The 5,604-nt window shown below is 44.9% G+C and carries 2 tRNA genes and 3 rRNA genes; all 5 read right to left on the bottom strand.

Annotation, left to right across the window (positions count from 1 at the left end):
- Positions 1–50 precede the first annotated feature (50 nt).
- Positions 51–166: ribosomal RNA gene (gene rrf / locus CRV02_RS14125) — 5S ribosomal RNA — on the bottom strand.
- A 175-nt stretch (positions 167–341) separates the two neighbouring features.
- Positions 342–3,256 (bottom strand): 23S ribosomal RNA (locus tag CRV02_RS14120).
- 352 nt (positions 3,257–3,608) lie between these two features.
- A tRNA-Ala gene (locus CRV02_RS14115) sits at positions 3,609–3,684 on the bottom strand.
- A gap of 37 nt (positions 3,685–3,721) precedes the next feature.
- Positions 3,722–3,798, bottom strand: a tRNA-Ile gene (locus tag CRV02_RS14110).
- A gap of 106 nt (positions 3,799–3,904) precedes the next feature.
- Positions 3,905–5,420, bottom strand: a 16S ribosomal RNA gene (locus CRV02_RS14105).
- Together the 16S, 23S and 5S rRNA genes with 2 tRNA genes alongside form the textbook arrangement of a ribosomal RNA operon.
- Between the last annotated feature and the right edge of the window lie 184 nt (positions 5,421–5,604).

The raw sequence follows: 5,604 nt of genomic DNA, 5'->3' as shown, positions 1-5,604 counted from the left end.
CAACTAAGGATAAGTTGGTAAAGGTAAGCTTTAATAGAAATAAACTCAAGAGCTGGCAGCGACCTACGTTTCCACAAGGGGGCCCTGCAGTATTATCAGCGCAGAAGTGCTTGACTTCCAGGTTCGGAATGGAGCTGGGTATTACCACTTCGCTAAAACCACCAGCAATATGAGTAATCAGCGAATATCAGAAAGCTTGTCTTTCTGCATATGTTCTTTTTAAAGAACTTTATATTCGTTCATTACTCACATTGATGAGTATTAAAAATTATAATGTTAAGTCTTACACAATTGTTTATTAAGTACAAGTACTTAATAAGATAGTAAACCAAGAAATAGTTTAAAAAAAGCCAAACGATCTATTAGTACTAGTCAGCTAAACGTCTTACAACGCTTACACACCTAGCCTATCAACCTTGTAGTCTTCAAGGGATCTTCAGGGAAAGTTCATCTCAGAGTTGGCTTCGAGCTTAGATGCTTTCAGCTCTTATCACATCCGTACATAGCTACCCAACGGTGCCCTTGGCAGAACAATTGGTACACTAGTGGTACGTTCATCCCGGTCCTCTCGTACTAGGGACAAATCTCTTCAACTTTCCTACGCCCACGGAAGATAGGGACCGAACTGTCTCACGACGTTCTGAACCCAGCTCGCGTACCGCTTTAAATGGCGAACAGCCATACCCTTGGGACCTGCTCCAGCCCCAGGATGCGATGAGCCGACATCGAGGTGCCAAACCTCCCCGTCGATGTGAGCTCTTGGGGGAGATCAGCCTGTTATCCCCGGCGTACCTTTTATCCTTTGAGCGATGGCCCTTCCACACAGAACCACCGGATCACTATGACCGACTTTCGTCTCTGTTCGACTTGTATGTCTCACAGTCAAGCTAGTTTATGCCATTATACTCAACTGGCGATTTCCATCCGCCATGAACTAACCTTTGTAAGCCTCCGTTACTTTTTAGGAGGCGACCGCCCCAGTCAAACTACCCACCAGACATTGTCCTGAACGAGGATAACTCGTCCCAGTTAGTAACTCAAATATTCAAGGGTGGTATCTCAAGGATGGCTCACACAGTACTGGCGTCCTGTGATCAAAGCCTCCCACCTATCCTGCACATGAATATCCAAGCTACAGTGTCAAGCTGTAGTAAAGGTGCACGGGGTCTTTCCGTCTTTCCGCGGGTAGGAGGAATTTTCACCTCCACTACAATTTCACTGGATCCCTGGTTGAGACAGCTCCCATCTCGTTACGCCATTCATGCAGGTCGGTATTTAACCGACAAGGAATTTCGCTACCTTAGGACCGTTATAGTTACGGCCGCCGTTTACTCGGGCTTCAATCAAATGCTTCGCACAAGTGCTTACATCATCAGTTAACCTTCGAGCACCGGGCAGGCGTCACACCTTATACATCCACTTACGTGTTAGCAAAGTGCTGTGTTTTTGGTAAACAGTCGGGAGGGACTCTTTGTTGCAACCTCTTTAGCTTTCGAGAGTAAATCTCTATACCAAAGTAGGCACACCTTATACCGAAGATACGGTGCTAGTTTGCAGAGTTCCTTAACCAGGGTTCTTCCACGCGCCTTAGAATACTCATCCCACCCACCTGTGTCGGTTTACGGTACGGGCAACATACAATATACTTAGTGGCTTTTCTTGGCACGACAGTATCATCGATTCTGTATTAGTTCCGAAGAACGGCAACAGCCTGTAAGATCTCGGTCGAATGTATCCCGGATTTGCCTAAGATACAACCTACATCCTTCGAGCCACACTTCCATCAGTGACCTCGATTAACTCTATGCGTCCCCACATCGCGCTTGTATGTTGGTATTGGAATATTAACCAATTTGCCATCGTCTACCCCTTTCGGACTCGACTTAGGACCCGACTAACCCTACGATGACGAGCATCGCGTAGGAAACCTTGGGTTTTCGGCGAAGAGGATTCTCACCTCTTTTCTCGCTACTCATGCCTGCATGCTCACTTCTATCCGCTCCAACGCTCCTTACCGGTACATCTTCAACGCTGAATAGAACGCTCTCCTACCACTCAGTAAACTGAGTCTAAAGCTTCGGTGTACATCTTAGCCCCGTTATATTTTCCGCGCAGAATCACTAGACCAGTGAGCTGTTACGCTTTCTTTAAAGGGTGGCTGCTTCTAAGCCAACCTCCTGGTTGTCACAGTAACTCCACATCGTTTTCCACTTAGATGTAACTTTGGGACCTTAGCTGTTAGTCTGGGTTGTTCCCCTCTCGACATAGGATTTTATCACCCTACGCCTGACTCCCTAGATTACACATGTAGTATTCGAAGTTTGATAGGGTTTGGTACCGCGGTGAGCAGCCCTAGCCCAGTCAGAGCTCTACCCCTACATGCTACTACTAGAGGCTATACCTAAATATATTTCGGAGAGAACCAGCTATCACGAAGTTTGATTGGCCTTTCACCCCTATCCACAGGTCATCCGAAGACTTTTCAACGCCTACCGGTTCGGTCCTCCACTGGCTCTTACACCAGCTTCAACCTGCCCATGGATAGATCACTTCGTTTCGGGTCTGCAGCATCTGACTAATTCGCCCTATTAAGACTCGCTTTCGCTACGGCTTCGTACTTGACTTAACCTTGCCAGACACCACAACTCGCAGGCTCATTATGCAAAAGGCAGTCCGTCACCCTGATAAATCATAGGGCTCCGAATGATTGTAAGCTAATGGTTTCAGGTTCTATTTCACTCTCCTCGCTGGAGTACTTTTCACCTTTCCCTCACGGTACTTGTTCACTATCGATCTGTAAGTAGTATTTAGGGTTGGAGGGTGGTCCCCCCGGATTCAGACAAAATATCACGTGTTCCGTCCTACTCAGGATACCAATAGAGCTATCGAAAATTTCGTATACAGGAGTATCACCTTCTATGCTGTAGCTTTCCAACTACTTCTACTATCTTCTTTAGTCTCATGTTATGGTCCTACAACCCCCTATGCAAGCATAGGGTTTGCCCTAATCCGCGTTCGCTCGCCGCTACTAACGGAATCTCTGTTGATTTCTCTTCCTGTGGTTACTGAGATGTTTCACTTCACCACGTTCGCCTCCCCTAAGGGATAACATATATCGCTATATGCTGGGTTGTCCCATTCGGAAATCTCTGGATCAATGCCTCTTGGCGGCTCCCCAAAGCTTATCGCAGCCTAGTACGTCCTTCATCGCCTCTTACAGTCTAGGCATCCACCATTAGCCCTTAATAGCTTATTTTATTTGAGAATAAAGTAATTTCTTACTTTAACCTTTTTGAATAATTATTCCTTGGCTACTATCTTATTAAATACTTGCTAGCTTAAAAAAATTTACATTTTTCCAAGGTAACGCTTATATTAATAAGTTAGTTGTGTCTATCTATTTTATTAGATATGAAATTTTTTGTTTTTTAAATCATCTTCATACGAAAGATATTGATTTAAACGAAAAAATTAAAGACTTTAACATTATGTTTTTAAATATCATGCTAGCTTTAAAAATATACATTTTTAAAGGTAACGCATTTTGGTTGTAAAAAACCAAATATAAATTCAAAGCTCTTTGAACTTATATTTAGTTTTTAAATAGATGGTGGAGATAAGCGGGATCGAACCGCTGACCTCCTGCGTGCAAGGCAGGCGCTCTCCCAGCTGAGCTATATCCCCAACATTTAACCTATAACTTTTATAAGATTATTTATAATGGTGGGCCTACCAGGACTTGAACCTGGGACCTCACGATTATCAGTCGAGCGCTCTAGCCAGCTGAGCTATAGGCCCATTTGTCACCTATTTTAAATAACCTTTATAAACCGAACATGAACTTACTATTTTGCTATCTTTGATAGCTTTGGAAGTTAGAAACGAATCTAACTTCTCTTCTCTGAAAGGAGGTGATCCAACCGCAGGTTCACCTACGGTTACCTTGTTACGACTTCACCCCAGTCGCTGAATCCACTGTGGAGGGTAGCTATCTTAGCATCCCCGCTTCGAATGAGTTCAACTCCCATGGTGTGACGGGCGGTGAGTACAAGACCCGGGAACGTATTCACCGTAGCATTGCTGATCTACGATTACTAGCGATTCCAACTTCATGCACTCGAGTTGCAGAGTACAATCCGAACTGGGAGATATTTTTGAGATTTGCTCCACCTCGCGGTATCGCGGCTCTTTGTATACCCCATTGTAGCACGTGTGTAGCCCTGGACGTAAGGGCCATGATGACTTGACGTCGTCCACACCTTCCTCCTGGTTGCCCAGGCAGTCTCGTTAGAGTTCTCAGCCGAACTGTTAGCAACTAACGACGTGGGTTGCGCTCGTTGCGGGACTTAACCCAACATCTCACGACACGAGCTGACGACAGCCGTGCAGCACCTGTCCTACAGTTTCTGCAAGCAGACACCAATCAATCTCTTGAAAGTTCTGTAAATGTCAAGTCCAGGTAAGGTTCTTCGCGTATCGTCGAATTAAACCACATGCTCCACCGCTTGTGCGGGTCCCCGTCTATTCCTTTGAGTTTTAATCTTGCGACCGTACTCCCCAGGCGGTACACTTAATGTGTTAACTGCATTACTGCCATGTCTAGCATGGCAACAACTAGTGTACATCGTTTAGGGCGTGGACTACCAGGGTATCTAATCCTGTTTGCTCCCCACGCTTTCGCGTCTCAGCGTCAGTAATGTTCCAGTAGATCGCCTTCGCAATCGGTATTCCTTCTGATCTCTACGGATTTTACCCCTACACCAGAAATTCCATCTACCTCTCCCATACTCTAGGTTACCAGTTTCAAAAGCAGTTCTATGGTTGAGCCATAGGATTTCACTTCTGACTTAATAACCCGCCTACACGCTCTTTACGCCCAGTGATTCCGAGTAACGCTTGCACCCTCCGTATTACCGCGGCTGCTGGCACGGAGTTAGCCGGTGCTTATTCATATAGTACCGTCATTATCTTCCTATATAAAAGGAGTTTACGCTCCGAAAAGTGTCATCCTCCACGCGGCGTTGCTGCATCAGAGTTTCCTCCATTGTGCAATATTCCCCACTGCTGCCTCCCGTAGGAGTCTGGACCGTGTCTCAGTTCCAGTGTGACTGATCATCCTCTCAAACCAGTTAGGCGTCATTGACTTGGTGAGCCATTACCTCACCAACTATCTGATACCATACAGTCCCATCCTCTAGCACTAAAGCGTTTCCCCAGCATACTTTTGTATTATGGGCATATAGGGCATTAGCAGTCGTTTCCAACTGTTATTCCTTTCTAGAGGGCAGGTTAACTATACATTACTCACCCGTGCGCCACTTAGCTGACAGTTTAGTAAACTAAACCCGTTCTCGTTCGACTTGCATGTGTTAGGCACGCCGCCAGCGTTCACTCTGAGCCAGGATCAAACTCTCCATAAAAAAATTTGATTCTCTGACCATTTTTAGTAACTCTATTGTTACAAAAATAAATCTCATTGTAAAAGCATAAGCTTTGTTATTAAAATAGACAAGGATATATTTACAATATATTCTTGTTTGTTGTAATTTCATATTCGGTTTATAAAAGTTATTTACAAACCTTCTAAATTTTAAAAGATCTCCC

This window comes from Arcobacter sp. CECT 8989, from assembly GCF_004116715.1.
Taxonomy (GTDB): domain Bacteria; phylum Campylobacterota; class Campylobacteria; order Campylobacterales; family Arcobacteraceae; genus Halarcobacter.
Note: the sequence above shows the minus strand (reverse complement) of the source record. Positions and strands in the feature narration are given on the sequence as shown.